Raw genomic sequence first — 15854 nt, forward strand, 5'->3', positions numbered from 1 at the left:
CGAATCATTTGATCTTGCAACGTAATTCGATTTCCTGAAACCGTCGACGCCGGGTGCTTCGGAAGCGCATCATTATTGATGTCCCATGTCCGTTTCTCGGGGAACATCAATCGAATCGGCAGGATGATTGGAAATGCTGATGAAGATCAAAAAAATGGTGGCGACAACGGTTTTGACCATAGCCGCGACCGGCATCACCGCGGCCACCGCCTACGGCTCGCCCGAAGTGCCATCCGAAACCGTCCTCAACGGGGTGGATCACGGCATCGAATACACCGCGGCGGTGGCGACGGATCGCTCCGATGCCACCATCACGCTGGCCTCCGGCAGGTTCGTGCTGACGCCGGATGCGGGCATCAGCGTGCTGGCGCCCGATGGTTCGGTGGTCGCCACCGTACCGACCACGCTGCAGACGGTGGCGGGCCAGCAGGTTCAGGTCACGCCCGAAGTCGATGCCGCGGCAACGACATTGACGCTGACGCCGGTCCACGCACCGGCATCGGCCCCGCTGCAGTTCATCGGTGATGCGGGCACCACGGTCGCGGGTGTGCTGATCGGCTGCGCGGTCGGCGCGCTGATCGGGCTCCTGTTCTTTATCGCCGGATTCGTTCCCGGTTGCATCATCGGGGGAATCATCGGCGGTATCGCCGGCGCCAACCAATGACGGGGAAAATCGAACTGATCGGATAACTCTCGAAACAGGTACCCTCGGCCGGGCTTTCGATGAAATAGCCCGACCGGGGATGCCGCTTACCGAAATTCAGGATATATCCTACTTCAATTCTCGCCCGCCGCTTTCCGGAATCGTTCGGCAGTCGCCAGCAGATGTACGGCGAGTTCTGGCGTGTCCAGCACTTCGAAATCGAACATCGAGCAGACCGAGATGCCGCGTCAACATACGCGAGGTGTCCGAACCGACCTGGATCACACAGTGATTCGGTCCGTCGGACGGTGATCGCGGTGGGCAGCCCGCGAACGCACATCGGTTGCCGTGGCCGCGACGCACACCCTGGCCCGATAGCGCCACGTCGCCGCACCGATGCCGCACTCCACCCGCTCGGTCACTTCGGTTTCCGCAACGGTGCGCGGGGTGAAGCGCGCGCCGATCGGTGTTCGTGGCGCCATGCGGTCGATCCGCGTCCGACAACCACTTCGGCCGACGGTTCTGTTACGTTCTCCCGTCGCCACTCGTCATAGATGAGACGACCGAATACGAACGGTCGTCGCACCGACGAGTGAATGGAGAACAGGATGCTGACCAACATCATGTACGTGACGGTCTACGTCACCGATCAGGACCGCGCGCTGGAGTTCTACACCGAGAGGCTCGGCCTGGAAAAGCGGATCGACTTCCCGGGGCCCGACGGACGTTTCCTCACGGTCGGCGTTTCCGATAGCCCGGTGCAGATCATCCTGTGGTCGCATGCGGCGGCCGCAGGACAGCCGGCCGACGTGGGCCAGCACGACGCGCCCGGTCCGATCATCCTCGAATCCGACGATCTGCGAAAGGATTTCGAGATCCTCCGCCAGCGCGGCGTCACCTTCGAACAAACCGAACCCGAGGACTACCCGTTCGGGGTCCGCATCGAGGCGATAGATCCGGACGGCAATCGGATCTCGCTCCGTCAGCAGCGGAAGCCGTGACCGCCCACTCGCCCGGCCTCATAACCGAGGCGTTCGAAGCCCAGCGCGATCGGCTGCGCACCGTCGCCTACCGCGTGCTGGGCTCGCACGCCGACGCCGAGGACGTGGTTCAGGAAGCCTGGATGCGCCTCGTCCGCCAGGACGCGGCGACCATCGGCAACCTGGCGGGCTGGCTGACCACCGTGGTCGGCCGAATCAGCCTGGACCTCCTGCGCTCCCGCCAGGACCACCCCGAAACCTCCTATGGGCAAGAGTTTTCGGACTTCGTGGTGACCCCCGACAACGACCCAACGCCGGACGAGCAAGTGGCGCTGGCCGATTCGGTCGGCCTCGCCCTGCTCGTCGTGCTCGATTCGCTCACCCCGAGCGAGCGCCTGGCGTTCGTCCTGCACGACATGTTCGCGGTCCCGTTCCACGAAATCGGCCAGATCCTGGGCAAATCCGCCGACGCCGCCAAGATGATCGCCAGCCGCGCGCGTCGCAAGGTCCGAGCCACGGACCGGCTGGCGGGCCCCGGCCGTGAACACCGAGAGGTCGTCCAAGCCTTCCGCGCCGCCGCCCTCGGTGGCGACTTCGAAGCGCTCCTTCGCGTCCTCGACCCAAACGTGAAGCTGACCGTCGACACCCCCGAGGGCGTGGTGGTCACACTCGGCGCCACCGAGGTCGCCGCCGGCGCCCGCATGTTCTCCGGCGAGGTCGCCCGCCACCGACCCGTGCTGGTCAACGGCATCCCCGGCCACATGTCCTGGCGCCCCGACGGAACCCCTCTCTCCGTCATCGCCTGCACGGTCACCGACGGCCGGATCGCCGCCATCCACATCGTCGTCGACCCGGCCAAACTCGCCTCGATCCAGCTGCCGGACCCGGCCTGAGCCGGTGTCGGCCCGTGCATGTGCAAGTCATCCCGGGCCGACCGGCCGAGTTCTTGAGCGGTGTGGCCGGTTCGGACAGTGCTGTCTTCGGCATTCTCGGACGTTCCACGCAGACGCCAACGGCCCGAGGTAGGCCTCGGGCCGTTGATCTTCGGACTGTCGCACCTGGCCCGCAGGCAGGGGTGCCGACAGCATCCTCGATGACGAAACCCAGCTGGGACTTCGAATATGCCGCTACTTGATCGAGTTGGCCAACCGATCGGCATATGGGGCAGTGAATTTTCCGACGATGGGAAGCTCCGCGCGGACACCGCCGGTGTTGTTCGCCTGGACCATGGCCATGATCCAGACGACGACCGCGAAGACCGCGACTGCGAGTCCGGCGAGGCTGAAGATGATCCCCAGGACTCCGAGGAGCGAGCCGAGGATGCTCAGAACAATATTGAGCACCGAGACCGCCCCGAAGAAGACGATCGATTGCGAGGCATGGAATTTCACATCGGGATCTTTCTTTCCCACGAACAGGAAGATGATTCCGGTGAGCCACCCCAGTGCGTACGACAGGATCGCGCTGGTCTTTTTGTCCAAACCGGCGGGCTGCGGTTGGTTGGCGGGAGGTTGAGAAGATGTCATGGGGTAAGTAGATGCCGTGCCCGCCACCTACCGATCCCAGGTTTCAGCCCGAACCCACAGGTCGCAGGCCAGTCGGCGACTGGGATCCCGGACGTGGTTGTCTCGACGAGACGACTGCCGACGACCTCGAAAACTTTCACCGCGCGAGCAGCGGCAGCGCCGGGAACGTGAAGTCTTGCCACAGCAGCCGCGAGGCCTCCTCCGGGTAGGCGGTGACCGTCGACGCCGTGTCGAAGATCTGGGCAAGGCGGTGATCGGTGTCGTACGCGGGCCAGCCCGGGTCGCCGTGCGCGGCGAATGACGTCCACGACCCGCGGATTCGCGCCGACAGCTCCGCCGCCTCCGGCGAGGGCGGGTCGCCGATCAGCATGGCGGTCTGCCCACTGCCCAGGTTGCCGAAGACGAGCGGCACGTCCAGCCCGTGGCAGGCGCCGAGAGCGCCGCCCATGCCCGGGGCAGTCCAGGTCAGCTCGTAGAGGTGGGCCCGGCCGCCACCGGCGATCTGCGCGTCGGCCAGCCTTACGCTCGGCATGCGGAACAACCAGTCGGCGTTGACCAGCTCGTACAGCTCCTCATCGACAGCGGCCGGGAACGCCTCCCGATACCGGCGCGCACCGTCCGGCCCGGCGGCGAGAACGTGCAGCGCGGTCTCGGTCTGCTCCCGCGTGACCTGGCCGAGCACACCGTCGATCAGGCTGAACAACCGGTGCTCGTCCCGCGTGTGCCCGACGAGAAGCTCGACGTCCCGGGCGGTGCCATCGGCCAGCGCCCGCCAGGGGGTCGTGGGCAGCACGTCACCGTCGACAACCGGCGCATACGGAATCGGCCGGTGGGTGATCTGTCCCCAGCGCTCCCGCCACTGGTCCATCTTGGCGAAGACCGCGTCGCCAGCGGCGGGTAATAGGTCCGGGGCCACCGCCGACAGCCCGGACACCGTGGGCGCCACCCCGAGCTCGGCGGCGAAGGCCGCGGTGAGGTCGGCGGCCAGCTCAGGAGAGAAGAACGTCCCCGGCACACTCTGTGCGATCGCCCGGCGCAGGAGCCCGGCGGCGCGCGGCATCGCGAGCAGCGCGGCGACCGATCCGGCACCCGCCGACTGTCCGAAGACCGTCACCCGGTCAGGGTCGCCGCCGAACACCCGGATGTTGTCCCGCACCCACTCCAGGGCCGCGACCTGGTCGAGCAGTCCACGGTTGGCCGGGGCGCCCTCGATCTGGGCGAACCCCTCGATGCCGAGACGGTAGTTGAGGGTCACGACCACGGTTCCGATCGCGGCCAGATGCCCGGCGTCGTATTCCGGCAGGCCGGCGTTGCCTATCGCATAACCACCGCCGGGAAACCACACCATCACCGGGAGCGCGGAGGCCGGATCCGGTTCTGGCGTCCAGACATTGACCGTCAGCCAGTCGCCTCCGGCGGTGTCCTGAGACACCGCGAGCACGGCGGACTGCGGAGGCGGCGGGCCGTAGGCGACGGCGGGTCGCACCCCGTCCCAGCCGCGCACCGGCCGCGGCGCGGCGAAACGCAGGTCGCCGACGGGCGGCTCGGCGAACGGGATGCCGCGGAAGACCGCCAGCCCCGCCTCCCAGCCACCGCGCAGCACACCGGCCGCCGTGCGGACCTCCGGCTCGGACTCGGGCGGCTTGCTGGATGCGGCCATTTCGCTTTTCCTCTCTATGGCTGTTCGGCCGAGCATCCCCGCGCGCAAGATCCGGCGCAAACCATTTAGGGCCACTTCACATCTCGCCGCACCGAACAGCTTTTCTTCTGTGGTGGCGCGGTCGATGGCCCGCCCTACTGCTGGCGGCAGCGGGACGAGCACGATTTTCGAGCCTTTGCCAACGACACGCAGGACACGGTGACCGTGTTCGTCGCCGAGTCGGTGAAACGGACGTCACCGACTTCCTTCTGCGGCGCCGAATTCGTCTCGGAGCCACCACGCCGATTCAGCCGCGACCCGCAGTGACAGATCAGGCCCGCTGGACATGCACACCACGATGTAACACAACTCCCGGGGCGGGTATCCCGCCAGCACTGCTTTCCCAACCATGACGCTGGTAATGCGATCGCGGGACAGCTCGCCGCACGGTGCGCCCAGCCGCCAGCCCCTTCGGGCCGCGAAGAACAACACCCGCTGGGACGTCACCGCGACAATGAACGCCGGGCGAAGTCGTAGTCCCTGCGATCGACCCGCCGCTCGTGCCCGCCGGCGCCGATTCAGAACTCGCAACAACGAGACGACAGGCCAGACGATGTAGTAACCACCCCCGTCACCCCAGTTCGACACCGTCGCCGAGAGCATTGTCAGCAGTTGTTCGCCCGGCTCCAAGGCTGGCTCGACGGCGCGCCGAGCGTCCGGCTCATTCCTGCGGGACATGATGTGATGATCTCAGACGGGCCCGGGTTCGGTTGCGGGCTTTGGTGATTCCGGCCACGCCCCGCGGAGGCCGAAGCGAGAGCATATCGATACGTCGCTGCCGAAGGGTCGGTTCGGCTGGATCGATGATGATCGCTACGGAGACACCGAATGACGCGGACACCTCTCGCGTACGCGAACACAGCACCCGGAAATCGGCTAGTTTCCGGATGTTCTGCGTCGCAGTCCATCTCGGCGGGCAGACTGCTCGCCCAGCGGCAGATGAGGACGTTGGTGGGCACCAGGGCCAGCGTGTGTCGGAGCCACGCAGACGTGCGAGCAGAAGCCTTGCGAACATTTGCCCACCGGGCGGTGTCACTGCCCGTCGCTATGGTCACCGCATGACCCACCCCGCTCCGCACACCTTCGACCAGGTATGGACTCGTTTCCTGCATCAACTCGGCATGTACTCCCCCGCCTCCGTCGCGACCCTGCGACCTGGCGCCACCGCCGAGCAGATCGCGCATCTGGAAGCTGTCCAGGGTTTCGCGCTGCACCCCGACGTCCGGGCACTGCTCGAACATCACAACGGCACCGTGTATGCCTACGGGAATGCCGTCGAAGGCGCCGACTTCCTGCCGATGGCGTACATGCTCGACCCGATCGACCAGATCCTCACCGGTCACGAATGGCGAACCACCTTCAGCGCCGAGAATCGAGCATTGGGCATGGGCGAGGAGAGCCTCTACGGCCATGCCCACCAATGGGTTCCGATCGCTCACTCCATCGACGCCGGTATCTTGTTCGTCGAGCACCGCCCCGGACCGACCTACGGTCACGTCATCGAATTGGGTATCGGCTCGGGCGCTTTCGAAGGCACCCTGTGGGCCGACACGCTGCTCGAATTCTTCGACGCCCTCACACACTCCCTCGACACCCGCACCCCCTTTCACGACCAGACCCCCGGCGTGCGGGAGTCGAACCGCACCGAGAAGATCTATTTGCACTGGGACTTTGACTGGGACGAGTGAACCCTCCCCGAGAACCCTTCCTACGAGCCTGGGTAACCCGGATCAGGGACGTCTCAGGCGGCTCCGTGTCACGGAATGTTCTGTAATCGGCTACTTATCGTGCGTTCGGCGGCGTTGCCGTGTCGCCATGCGTCAGCATGCCTAATAGATGGCTGGCGGCACCAACGGCCATCGAACTCCTGGCCAGGAGGTGGACGCAAGGCACACGTCTCCGGTCGAGGACGGCGGCTCGAGCGTTGGCGGTTAACGCTTGCGTGGCGACTAGTGATGCGAGGTGTCGACGAGATCCTCTGGGCGACAGCGTAGTCCATTGCTGTGTCTGCATTCGCGACGATGTGTGTCGTGGTGTCTGTGGATTTGCCGATCGTGGATCCAGTATTGCCGCGAGATGCGCTATTGCCGCCCGCGACGCAACCGGATGGCCGCATGCACAACCGATTTCATCGCCGAGTCCCTGCCCTTGCGGTATCGGTTCGGGGATCAGAGATTTCAGGGTCGCCGACAATGGTGGCCTCGACGTGGCCAACGGCGAAATGGTTTTCGTCGATCTCCGAGCGGCCGGAGCCACGCTCGGCGGTTGACGTTTGCACCTGGGGCAGCCGGTTGGCGCCGCGCCGCGATGGTCGTTGCGAGATAGCATGTAGCTGCACGGTTCCCGGCTGCGGTGATCGTTGTCCAATTAAGGGAGTCCGAGCGGATGGATCGCCGGAACAAGGGGATCAGTCGACGCAGCATGCTGTTGGCGGCCGGAGCCTCGATCGCACTCAGCGCAATGGCGCAGCCGACGCAGGCAGGGGCGATCACGCGGCAGGTGTCAGCCGGCCCCGAGGAGCCCGGGAAGCGGGCTGACCTGGCGGAACAGGCGATCGTGCAGCGACACGTGCACACGCTCTGGGGCCAGCCGCAGATGCGGCTTGGCACGCTCGTCTGGCCGGCGTCCCTGCTGGACCAGTCATTCGTACGATGGTGCTACTGGTGGCAAGCCCACCTTCTCGACTGTGCGGTGGACGCCGCGTACCGCGCCCGCACCCCCGAACGCATCGACCGGGTCGTTGCCCTCGCACGCGGTATCCGGACCCGCAACCTCACCGGCTGGACCAACCACTACTACGACGATATGTCGTGGCTGGTGCTGGCGCTCGAACGCACCGACCGGCTGCTCGGTGTCCGGTTCAGCGACGCCGTCGGGGACCTGCGGGCCGCCTTGATCGACGGCTGGAACCCGGTCGTTGGTGCGGTGCCCTGGCGCTCGGGCGACGATTTCTACAACACCCCTGCGATCGGTCCAACCGGTATCGCCATGGCGCGTTTGGGCGAATTGTCCCGCGCCCGACAACTTGCCGATTTCTTGCACGCCCGATTACGCGACTCCGACAGCGGCCTGATCCTCGACGGTGTCCATGAGCCCCGCGGACTAGTGGACCCGACCATCCACACCTACAGCCAGGGCGTGACCATCGGGCTGGAAACCGAGCTGGCAGTGCGCACAGGCGAATCGACCCATCACAGCCGCGTGGCAGCGCTGGTTGCCGCAACCGAGGACCGGCTCACGGACGCGGGGGTGATCGCCGCGGCCTCCGGGAACGATTCTGGGCTGTTCATGGGCATCCTCGCCAGGTATCTCGCCGAAGCCGCACTAGCCTTGCACGACACCACCGCCGCGAATATCGTGCACGCTTCCGCGCGGGCGGCCTGGGAGCACCGCGCCGAGGTGGACGGACTACCCCTGTTCGGTCCGGACTGGACCCGCGCGGTCACGGTCCCGGAGCATCCAGGAGCCATTCGCCCGCCCACGCACTCGTCCGCCGCTTCGTCGACGAACCTGAGCCGCGATCTCTCGGTACAGCTGAGCGGGTGGATGCTGCTCGAAGCGGATTACCAGCTCACCGCCGCGGGACGCTGAGCCCAGTTCCGACGAAACGCGAGCCCCGCCGACACGGTATCGGTGTGGAAGTTGTGCGAGGCGCGAGTCTTGTCGCAGTACCGGTCATTGCAGCGCCTGCGCGGGATCGATCCGGGGGGTTGTGAACCGACTGCTCGCGTCGTGATCGTGGCTCGGGACGATGGTCACCGTGCGACGGACCAGGTGCAGCCGGTGCAGCGTCTTGAAGGTGGCATCGCGGTCCACGTCGGCGAAAAGGCCCGGGTAGCTGGACTTCTGGCGAATGTCTTCGATTTGTAGGTAATGCCAGGCGGCATCGCCGGCCAGCAGCACCCAGCCGCTTTCGGTGTGGCACAGGATTCCGATGCTGCCCGGGGTGTGACCGGGCAGATCGACCAGCACCACGCTGCCGTCGCCGAACAGGTCGCGGCTGCGGGTGAAGGTGAGCACTGGTGGTCCGTCGAGGTCGAACTGCTCGAGCGGGCGATCGCGCAGCGAGTCGCGCACGCCGCCGACCGGAGCGACCGCGCCGCCGGTGATCCAGCGGTGTTCGTCGCTGTGCAGGTGAACCGGCAGGCCGGGGAAGTCGAGCAGGCCGCAGACATGATCCCAGTGTGCGTGTGTGGGCAGCGCGAAATCCGGTGCGGGAAGTTGAGATTCGCTGTTCAGGGCGGTGACCGTCGCGATGGTGTCGGCGGGGGGCCGGACCGCGACCCGCAGGATCGAGGGCAGTTGGGCGATGGCCCGGTGCTCGGCGTCGAGGCAGAAGCTCGGATCCACCAGGAAGGTGGCCTCTGGATGCTGAACGACGAAGGAGGTGAGCGAATTGCGAATCTGCTTCGGATCGAACCGTCCCTCCACGACCATGGGCGTCGGCACCGTACGCGGCACCTGTTCCAGGGTCGTGATCTTGACCGTGCGCTGCGCGGCGGGCAGCCCCGCATCGGCGATCGACCGCAGGAAGCGGTCGTCGGGCTTGCGCGGCCGTACCATCCCGCGCACCAGACCCGTCGCGGCGGCACAGCATTCGAACAGACTCGGACTGCGAACTGGTTCTGACATGGCGGCACGCTAATACTTGATGTCGACATGAAGTCAAGGAGGCGATCGTGACCACCGTATCGGACCTGCGCATCGGCGACGCCGCGGCAATCCTCGGCATCGAGGCCCACGTCTTGCGCCACTGGGAGTCCGTCGGCCTACTCCACCCACCCCGCACCCCCTCCGGCCACCGCACCTACAACCAGCAAACCCTCGACATCGCCCGCCTGATCCGCATCCTCCAACGCACCGGCCTGTCCCTGGAACAGATCCGCGACTTGGGCACCAGCGCCTGTGACGCCCGCGCCGCCCTCATCGAGGCCAAACGCGCCGAAATCCACGCCCGCATGGCCCTGCTCGAAGCCACCGATGACTTCCTGGCCCACCTGACCTCCTGCAGCCACCCCGTCATCGCCGACTGCCCCGAATGCTCGGAGTTCAGCCGCCTCGAACCGATCACATTCGCCACCGACTTGCCGATATCCCGATCGGCGGCACCGCCACAATGACCACTGCGCACGCTCGACACCGGAGGAGGCTGCAACGCCAGCAATGCCGCCGCACTCGGATCGGCCGGCATTGATGGAATCGGCGATCAGTGAGGAAGTATCGCCGAGCAACGATCCACCACCGCAATTCGATCCCACCCGCCGCGGCGTCGAGCCGTGCAGGCTTACCGACGCCGCGCCGTCCCGGAACGTGTCCTGGCCATCGGGCAGCACTTGGCATGGCCGCTCCCGCCACACTTTGAAAGAAGCAGTGGGGGAAGGGATTCAGTCCCCGTCAGTGGTGTCGGTGTAGCGCTGCAGGTACAGCGGCTCGCCGAGCTTCTCGAGCAGCTCGAGTTCGGTCTCCAGGTAGTCGACGTGGTGTTCCTCGTCTTCCAGGATGGTCTCGAAGATGCGGGCGGAGGTGACATCGCCGCGCGAGCGCATCAGCTCGATGCCGCCGCGCAGCCGATCCACCGCCTCGATCTCGATCTTCAGGTCGGCCCGCAGCTGCTCGGGGACGGTTTGCCCGATTCGCAGTGGGTTGAGTTTCTGGTAATTGGGAAGCCCCGCCAGGAAGAGGATGCGATCGGTCAGCACCTCCGCGTGCTTCATCTCATCGATCGATTCGGAGCGGGTGTGCTTGGCGAGTTTGGTGAAACCCCAGCTCTCCTGCATCTTGGCGTGCAGGAAATACTGGTTGATCGCCGTGAGTTCGGCCGTCAGCTGCTCGTTGAGCAGAGCGATGATGTCCTTGTCGCCTTCCATGGGGGTGATCGTGTCACAGCTCACACCCGGCGAACCGGTTAGGCGGCCCTGAGTGTCGGATCAGGCGGCGGACGCCTCGGTGGCTTCGGCCGCAACCATGGTGCGGGCCTGGCCGATCACTTCGGTCAGCCGACTCGTGCACGAGCCGCAGCCGGGCTTCCAGCCGCACGCCTTCTTCACCTGACGCGTGGAGCAGGCGCCAGCGGCCACACAGCTGTGCACGTCTTTCTCGGAGACGGCGTTGCAGATACACACGTACACAACAGGCCTCGATGACGGAGGGACAAGATCAGCGAGGTTAGCCTCATCTAACGAGGTAAGCCTCCCCTAATGTATAGCATCTGCGCGCCAGGTCCTGTCAATAGCGCGTGCGGATCAAGCTATCCGCTGGCAACGGCCCCACCCTCGCTGATCGAAGCCGCTGAGTTCGTCGGCGATCAGGCCGGTAGTTGGCGATCTTCCAATCAGTGGTGAGTAGGGCAGTCACGCTGGCGCGCCGTGAACGGGCCCTAATGTGGTCAGGCTCGTTCCTGCCCGGCCCGAGGCTTGAGTGTCGAAATCCCGCCGGGGGCTTGGGAATTCGATCAAGTGGCCGGACAGCGCGACGAACGGTTCGATGTCGGGCCGATGCATCGGTCGGCTACGTCGTCGGCAGCGACGCGATCGTCTGCCCGAGGTAACTCCCTACCTGTTCCTGGTCACCTCGAGTTGCACACTGCCCCGGTTATTGCCGTAGAAGCTCCATGCGTCGTTGGCGAAGGCGTAGAGGTACCCGGGGCGGAATATCCGGTGGTTCGTGCCAGCGCCGATGGCGATGCACTCGGGCAGTGCCTGCGCACCCTCGCACGGGATCGCGTCGTTGGCGACGACGCCGATCAGCGACATCCACGGCATGCTTTCGTCCCGGCGGGTCAGCAGGAAGTTAGCCCTTGGGTTCCGGGTTATGCGCCGGAAGATCCGCTGGCCCTGACCGATCAGAGTGCTTGCCACGTGGAAAGTCTCGCCGGGGTGGAAACTGCGCCAGCCGGTGGTGCCCGCAGGCCCGCAGGGGATGTCGAGATCCGTCCACCGCCCCGTCGCGGCAAAGGTGTAATCGCCGGGTTCGAGGTAGAGGCCTGTCCAATTCCACGGATCTCGAGCGGACACGCTGACCGTGCCGGACTCACCCGGAGCGAGCGACCGGGTGCGCCGGTACGGTCCGCTGGCGATCGGTGGCGTCTGGTTGCGTTCGTAGACCGACCGGTGCAGCAACGGGTTGTTCCCGTCCTTGTCGATCATGGGGGTGGCGCGGGGCCGCGGCTCGAAGAACGACTCCAATAGCGAGCGCAGCAGCGGCTCGTACAACGGCTCGAGTAGGCCGTATACGCCTTGGTTGTCGTCGTGCAGCGTACCGAGTGCGTCGGGCCGGATCTGGTCCTCCACGTCCTTGCGGAACTCCAGTCCGATCGCGGCGCGTGACTCATCGATCATCCATTTCAGCGCGCCGTCGCTCAGGCCCGTCTCCAGGTGGCCGCCGCCCACGTCCATGTGGCTGCCCGGGAACCACACCTGCTTGACGTCCTGGTCCGGCTCCGGGTCGGACCAAAGCGTCGGCGTGAACGGACCCCGCTGCTCGTCGAGGGCCACCGCATGGCGACCGTGGCGCACGGCCGGGTTGAGCTTCACGTCGTGGAACGCATGTCGACTCGCGGGGTCCAGCAGGTTGAGCCAGCCCAGGTAGTCCGGGATACCCAGCGCGCCCACGGTGTCCCACACTCCGACGAAGTCCACCGGAATCGGCTCGGCCCGTCCCGGGTCGTAGCTGAATCGAAGCCCCTCGCTCCACCCGGGATCGGCGTCACGCCCCAGGCGATACCGCCGCTGATACGCGTGCCGGACCTGACCCTGAATCTCGTCTTCGTCCAGGTACGCGGTATCGATCAACCCGCACGCCGCGATCATCCCTGCGACGCTGCGGGCCGTGAAGGCACCGCGACTGAAACCGAACAGCGCGATTCTGTCCCCGGGCCGGTAGGTGGTGGTCAGCCACTGGTAAGCGTCCATCACGTTGCGGGACAAGCCGACTCCCGCGACGCCTCCCGAAAGCCAACCGGCCAGACCGGCACTGTCGGTGCCGACCCCGGCCTGATACCGCGTCAACTGGTCCTCCCCGCCCCTGGTGGTTTCGGCGAGGGCATTGTAAAAGCGGCGCACATTCGTTACCGCCAGTTGGCTCGGCGTGTTCCATGTCCCGTCGCAGCACATGACGAGTCGACGCATAGTTGCACCTCCCGCTACCTGTGGATAATTTCCGTGGCGTGGTGTTGAACGCTGTAGATCAGAGTCAGCCCTGCAAGCCCTGAACCGGCTTATGCGTATGGGCTTCGATATCGGTTATGGCCGCGTGCAGCAATTGGTGAGCCAGATCTTGCAGCGCACGGGCACAAGCGAGTTCGTCGCCGATGGCAGGAATATTCTGGTCGGCGGGATTGACGTGTGCGGACCCGGCTGCGATCAATGGCTCGTCCCCGCGGCCGATCAGCTGCGCTTTTACTTTGGTGAGGCGGTCGAGTTCTTCGATATCGATGGAGATGTTCCAGGTTTTCGACGGCATTCGCACTGCCCTCCAGATTCAGTGGGGACCGCGTCGCTTCACCTCCAATAGTCGCACCACTATAGCTCGCGCACACCATGATCGGTTTCGCGATTTGTCGACCATAATGGCCGAACTCGATGACCGCCTGCGCACATCTGCCACGGCCGATCCCCGCTGTTGCCGCCCATTCGCTCATATCGGGGAGATACCCTTGAGCTGGAGGTTTGGCGGAAAGGAAACAACGTGGGGCAACTGCGACACAGGTCCGCATCGCGCGTAGCCGCCGGGTGATCACCCGGCGCCGATTCCGAGCGACCGATGCACGAGCCGATCGATCTGGTCGATCCAGCTGAACGAACCCGCACAGCGCTTGCCGCCGTGGTGGCACAGTTTTCAGTGGCTTGGGCGTCCGGGTCCCCACCAGATCTGTCGGCATACCTACCACATGAAGCGGCTGAGCGGCGCGCGATACTGATCGAACTGATAAAAATCGATCTCGAATACCGCTGGCTTCGCTATCACTTTCCCAAACGACTGAGCGAATACCGTGCCGAATTCGCAGAGCTGCAAGATGGCCCGCTGCCAGCCGAGCTGGTCTACGAGGAATTCCACGCCCTGCGCCGCGGTTCACACGCAGCCGATGCGGCTAGCGTGCTCGCTGAGGCCACCGCCACGGTTCACCCTGAGCTCGCACAGCTCACGAGCGACTACCGCAGCACGATGATCGCTCGTCCAAGTGCCCAAATTGTGCTCGACGCCATCAATGTCGGCGACCATATCGACGATTTCGACCTCCTGATGCGGATCGGGTCCGGCGCCTTCGCCCAGGTGTATCTCGCTCGGCAACAATCAATGCAGCGACTGGTCGCGGTCAAGATTTCCCATAACCACGGCAATGAGCCGCAGACCCTCGCCCAGTTGGACCATGAATACATCGTGCGCATCTTCGACCAGCGACTCATCGCAGATGGCGAGCTCAAGCTGCTCTACATGCAGTACCTGCCAGGGGGAACGCTGCTCGACGTGCTGCGCCTACAGCGCTCGACGGCTGCGGAACACCGCAGCGGGCAACTGCTGCTCGATGCCATCGACCAGGTGCTGGCCGAGAAGGGCGAGGTTCGGCCCACCGAATCTGCTGTTCGGACCCGGACCGCCGCACTGACGTGGCCAGAGACCGTCGGGTGGCTGGGCCGCCGACTGGCGGACGCACTTCAGCATGCGGCCGACCGAGGGGTGTTGCATCGAGACATCAAACCCGCGAACGTGCTGCTGAGCGCCGAGGGAATCCCGAAGTTGGCCGACTTCAATGTCAGCTCCAGCAAACACCTCAAGGGGACGAGTCCGCTGGCGTACTTCGGCGGATCACTGGCGTACATGTCGCCTGAACAGCTCGAGGCCTGCCATCCGGACTTGCCGACGACCGCCGCCGATCTCGACACCCGAAGCGATATCTACGCGCTGGGTGTCATGCTGTGGGAGTTGCTCACGGGCCGCCGCCCATTCGCGGACGAACCGTTCGCCGGTGAGTCGGAGACATCGCTGGCCCGCATGCTCGAGCTGCGCCGCAGACCCGTCGAGTCGACGTTCCTATCGGAGCTTCCGCCGGATTGCCCCATGGCGCTGCGTCGAGTGCTGCTGAAGTGTCTGTCGCCCGATCGCCGAGACCGCTACTCGTGCGGGTCGGAATTGGCTCAGCAGCTCGACCTGTGCCTCGAGGAGCGGGCCCGCGACCTTGTCTATCCGCCGCCGAACAGCTGGCGGGCACGACTTTCGCGATGGCCCACCCCCATCCTCTGGCTATCTTCGCTGGTGGGCGTCAGCCTGGCTACGGTCTATCTGGCTGTGCACGTCCAAGAGCTGATCAGAGAGCGTCTGTCCGATGCCATCAACTCGCAGATCGATATGGGCGTCATCGTTTTCATCCTCTGTGCCTCGCCACCGGCCATCCTCATCTACGCGTATATGTCGCGTGATCTGCTCGCGGTGCCGCGCGGCTTGCGCAATGGCCGACGCTACGACGAGGCAAAGCTCGCGCGGGTGCGGTCGCGAACATTGTTCTGGGGCGACCTGTGTGCGATGAACACCCTTCTGTTCGCGGTGTGCGCAACCGTGACAGGGGTGTTGTTGCTTGTTTGGCTTACCGAACTTCCGGTGCGGCTGATGGTCCATGCGGCGACGACCGTGCTGGTGGCGGGCACCATCTCCGTCGCTTACACATTCTTCCTGTCCACGTTCTACGTCGTCCGCTGCGTCTATCCCATCTATCTGCGCTACGGCCGCGCTACGGCGCGCGACTCGGAGCATCTTCGTGCGCTGCGCCGTAGAACCACGGTCTATCTCGCGGTGACGGCGTCGGTGCCGCTGGTCGGGGTGCTGGCCGGATTCACCGCCCTCGAACCCGAAGAGCTTCCGCTCGTGCGCGATTCGGTGCTGGGGCTGTGCGGGGCCTCCGGGCTCGCATTCGTCGCCGTCTACTGGTTGTTCCGCAAGCTGGATGCCGATCTGCGCGCGCTCGAGCGGGTGGTCCAGTAAGGCCTGATTCTTGCGGCAAAATCTATCAGGCT

General features: G+C 65.3%; 16 protein-coding genes. 7 read left to right on the forward strand and 9 right to left on the reverse strand.

Annotated elements, in window-relative coordinates:
• The first annotated feature begins 139 nt into the window (after nt 1-139).
• Entirely contained in the window at nt 140-664 is a 525-nt protein-coding gene (locus tag ACWEO2_RS01325; protein ID WP_452403499.1) for a hypothetical protein, read from the forward strand.
• A 260-nt stretch (nt 665-924) separates the two neighbouring features.
• Here the strand turns inward: ACWEO2_RS01325 and ACWEO2_RS01330 are convergent, their stop codons facing one another.
• Nucleotides 925-1125, reverse strand: coding sequence for a hypothetical protein (locus ACWEO2_RS01330; RefSeq protein ID WP_452403500.1), 201 nt, complete (start codon nt 1123-1125; stop codon nt 925-927).
• A gap of 126 nt (nt 1126-1251) precedes the next feature.
• Between ACWEO2_RS01330 and ACWEO2_RS01335 the strand changes: the two genes are divergently transcribed.
• Both ACWEO2_RS01335 and ACWEO2_RS01340 read left to right on the forward strand, forming a co-directional pair.
• On the forward strand, nt 1252-1644 hold the full coding sequence (locus ACWEO2_RS01335) for a VOC family protein (RefSeq protein WP_452403501.1): 393 nt from the start codon (nt 1252-1254) through the stop codon (nt 1642-1644).
• Nucleotides 1641-2516 (forward strand): sigma-70 family RNA polymerase sigma factor, encoded by an 876-nt coding sequence (locus ACWEO2_RS01340; RefSeq protein WP_452403502.1) that lies wholly within the window; start codon nt 1641-1643, stop codon nt 2514-2516. The genes ACWEO2_RS01335 and ACWEO2_RS01340 overlap by 4 nt, the downstream gene beginning before the upstream one ends.
• 234 nt (nt 2517-2750) lie before the next feature.
• Here ACWEO2_RS01340 and ACWEO2_RS01345 read toward each other — a convergent pair whose 3' ends face one another.
• From ACWEO2_RS01345 to ACWEO2_RS01355, 3 genes are all read right to left on the reverse strand, one after another.
• Nucleotides 2751-3149, reverse strand: a complete 399-nt coding sequence (locus ACWEO2_RS01345; protein ID WP_452403503.1) for a DUF4870 domain-containing protein — start codon at nt 3147-3149, stop codon at nt 2751-2753.
• 136 nt (nt 3150-3285) lie between these two features.
• On the reverse strand, nt 3286-4809 hold the full coding sequence (locus ACWEO2_RS01350; RefSeq protein ID WP_452403504.1) for a carboxylesterase/lipase family protein: 1524 nt from the start codon (nt 4807-4809) through the stop codon (nt 3286-3288).
• Between the two features lie 234 nt (nt 4810-5043).
• Nucleotides 5044-5526 (reverse strand): hypothetical protein, encoded by a 483-nt coding sequence (locus ACWEO2_RS01355; protein ID WP_452403505.1) that lies wholly within the window; start codon nt 5524-5526, stop codon nt 5044-5046.
• Nucleotides 5527-5906: 380 nt separating this feature from the next.
• Here ACWEO2_RS01355 and ACWEO2_RS01360 point away from each other — a divergent pair, with 380 nt between their 5' ends.
• Both ACWEO2_RS01360 and ACWEO2_RS01365 read left to right on the forward strand, forming a co-directional pair.
• Nucleotides 5907-6536: an SMI1/KNR4 family protein gene (locus tag ACWEO2_RS01360; RefSeq protein ID WP_452403506.1), complete on the forward strand. Its 630-nt coding sequence runs from the start codon at nt 5907-5909 to the stop codon at nt 6534-6536.
• Between the two features lie 697 nt (nt 6537-7233).
• Entirely contained in the window at nt 7234-8439 is a 1206-nt protein-coding gene (locus ACWEO2_RS01365) for a glycoside hydrolase family 76 protein (protein ID WP_452403507.1), read from the forward strand.
• A gap of 84 nt (nt 8440-8523) precedes the next feature.
• Here ACWEO2_RS01365 and ACWEO2_RS01370 read toward each other — a convergent pair whose 3' ends face one another.
• A complete protein-coding gene (locus tag ACWEO2_RS01370; protein WP_452403508.1) occupies nt 8524-9480 on the reverse strand; it encodes an MBL fold metallo-hydrolase in 957 nt (318 codons plus the stop codon).
• 47 nt (nt 9481-9527) lie between these two features.
• Between ACWEO2_RS01370 and ACWEO2_RS01375 the strand changes: the two genes are divergently transcribed.
• Nucleotides 9528-9968, forward strand: coding sequence for a MerR family transcriptional regulator (locus tag ACWEO2_RS01375; RefSeq protein ID WP_452403509.1), 441 nt, complete (start codon nt 9528-9530; stop codon nt 9966-9968).
• A 264-nt stretch (nt 9969-10232) separates the two neighbouring features.
• Here ACWEO2_RS01375 and bfr read toward each other — a convergent pair whose 3' ends face one another.
• The 4 genes from bfr to ACWEO2_RS01395 all read right to left on the reverse strand — a co-directional run bounded on the left by bfr (nt 10233) and on the right by ACWEO2_RS01395 (nt 13308).
• On the reverse strand, nt 10233-10715 hold the full coding sequence (gene bfr, locus ACWEO2_RS01380; protein WP_452403510.1) for a bacterioferritin: 483 nt from the start codon (nt 10713-10715) through the stop codon (nt 10233-10235).
• Between the two features lie 60 nt (nt 10716-10775).
• Nucleotides 10776-10976 (reverse strand): (2Fe-2S)-binding protein, encoded by a 201-nt coding sequence (locus ACWEO2_RS01385; protein ID WP_355179031.1) that lies wholly within the window; start codon nt 10974-10976, stop codon nt 10776-10778.
• Nucleotides 10977-11399: 423 nt separating this feature from the next.
• Nucleotides 11400-12974, reverse strand: a complete 1575-nt coding sequence (locus tag ACWEO2_RS01390; RefSeq protein WP_452403511.1) for a DUF2235 domain-containing protein — start codon at nt 12972-12974, stop codon at nt 11400-11402.
• A 64-nt stretch (nt 12975-13038) separates the two neighbouring features.
• Nucleotides 13039-13308 (reverse strand): DUF1876 domain-containing protein, encoded by a 270-nt coding sequence (locus ACWEO2_RS01395; protein ID WP_354961557.1) that lies wholly within the window; start codon nt 13306-13308, stop codon nt 13039-13041.
• A gap of 300 nt (nt 13309-13608) precedes the next feature.
• Here ACWEO2_RS01395 and ACWEO2_RS01400 point away from each other — a divergent pair, with 300 nt between their 5' ends.
• Nucleotides 13609-15822 carry a serine/threonine-protein kinase gene (locus ACWEO2_RS01400; RefSeq protein ID WP_452403512.1) on the forward strand — a complete coding sequence of 738 codons (2214 nt, stop codon included), beginning with the start codon at nt 13609-13611 and terminating at the stop codon, nt 15820-15822.
• Nucleotides 15823-15854: the final 32 nt, after the last annotated feature.

This window comes from Nocardia sp. NPDC004278 (genome assembly GCF_053602975.1).

Excerpts from the sequence above, each read along its gene's own strand:
- ACWEO2_RS01345 (WP_452403503.1), bottom strand. The coding sequence starts at position 3,149 with ATGACATCTTCTCAACCTCCCGCCAACCAACCGCAGCCCGCCGGTTTG.
- ACWEO2_RS01400 (WP_452403512.1), top strand. The coding sequence starts at position 13,609 with ATGCACGAGCCGATCGATCTGGTCGATCCAGCTGAACGAACCCGCACA.
- ACWEO2_RS01360 (WP_452403506.1), top strand. The coding sequence starts at position 5,907 with ATGACCCACCCCGCTCCGCACACCTTCGACCAGGTATGGACTCGTTTC.
- ACWEO2_RS01395 (WP_354961557.1), bottom strand. The coding sequence starts at position 13,308 with ATGCCGTCGAAAACCTGGAACATCTCCATCGATATCGAAGAACTCGAC.
- ACWEO2_RS01325 (WP_452403499.1), top strand. The coding sequence starts at position 140 with ATGAAGATCAAAAAAATGGTGGCGACAACGGTTTTGACCATAGCCGCG.
- ACWEO2_RS01390 (WP_452403511.1), bottom strand. The coding sequence starts at position 12,974 with ATGCGTCGACTCGTCATGTGCTGCGACGGGACATGGAACACGCCGAGC.
- ACWEO2_RS01335 (WP_452403501.1), top strand. The coding sequence starts at position 1,252 with ATGCTGACCAACATCATGTACGTGACGGTCTACGTCACCGATCAGGAC.
- ACWEO2_RS01355 (WP_452403505.1), bottom strand. The coding sequence starts at position 5,526 with ATGTCCCGCAGGAATGAGCCGGACGCTCGGCGCGCCGTCGAGCCAGCC.
- ACWEO2_RS01330 (WP_452403500.1), bottom strand. The coding sequence starts at position 1,125 with ATGGCGCCACGAACACCGATCGGCGCGCGCTTCACCCCGCGCACCGTT.
- ACWEO2_RS01350 (WP_452403504.1), bottom strand. The coding sequence starts at position 4,809 with ATGGCCGCATCCAGCAAGCCGCCCGAGTCCGAGCCGGAGGTCCGCACG.
- bfr (WP_452403510.1), bottom strand. The coding sequence starts at position 10,715 with ATGGAAGGCGACAAGGACATCATCGCTCTGCTCAACGAGCAGCTGACG.
- ACWEO2_RS01365 (WP_452403507.1), top strand. The coding sequence starts at position 7,234 with ATGGATCGCCGGAACAAGGGGATCAGTCGACGCAGCATGCTGTTGGCG.
- ACWEO2_RS01370 (WP_452403508.1), bottom strand. The coding sequence starts at position 9,480 with ATGTCAGAACCAGTTCGCAGTCCGAGTCTGTTCGAATGCTGTGCCGCC.